The 660-nt window shown below is 78.5% G+C and carries 1 protein-coding gene; it reads right to left on the bottom strand.

Going from position 1 to position 660, the window contains the following annotated elements; translation table 11 throughout:
- On the bottom strand, nt 1-660 hold a 660-nt coding region (locus tag GTQ99_RS23805), incomplete at both ends, for a DMT family transporter (RefSeq protein ID WP_166618094.1).

Raw genomic sequence — 660 nt, 5'->3', positions numbered from 1 at the left:
GGACGACGCGCGCGGGGTCGCACGTCAGGGCGAGCGTGCGCACGGTGAGGGCCACCGCGGCCGCGGCCCACGCCCCGCCGCCCACGCGCTCGCCGAGGAGCAGCGCGCTCCAGGCCAGCGTGAGCACCGACTGCACCAGCTGCACCTGGCTGACCGAGCTGACGGGGCCGAGGGCGAGCCCGCGGTACCAGGCGAAGAAGCCCAGGAAGGTGCTGAAGACGCCGAGGTAGCCGAAGGCGATCCAGGCCCGCGGCTCCGCAGACACCCCTCCCCGCAGGGCACCGGCGACGGCCAGCGGCACCACGAGCGGCAGGGCGAGGACCAGGGCCCAGCAGGTGGTCTGCCAGGCGCCCAGCTCCCTGGCGAGCAGCGCACCCTCGGCGTAGCCGGCCGCCGCCAGCACGACCGCGGCCAGCAGCAGCAGGTCTGGGACGTGCAGGCCGCCGAACCCGCCCGTGCCCAGGGCCAGGAAGGCGAGCACCGCGGCGCAGCCCGCCGCGGCCGCCACCCAGAACCCGGCGGGCGGGCGCTCGCCGCGCAGGCACCCGGCGGCCGCGGTCGCCAGCGGCAGCGCGCCGACGACCACCGCCCCGTGGGCGGCCGGCACCGACTGCAGCGCCCAGCTGGTCAGCAGCGGGAAGCCGGCCACCACCCCGGCCA

Source organism: Kineococcus vitellinus (assembly GCF_009906315.1).
GTDB classification, from domain to species: Bacteria; Actinomycetota; Actinomycetes; order Actinomycetales; family Kineococcaceae; genus Kineococcus; species Kineococcus vitellinus.
This window is presented reverse-complemented; position numbering and strand designations above follow the sequence as displayed.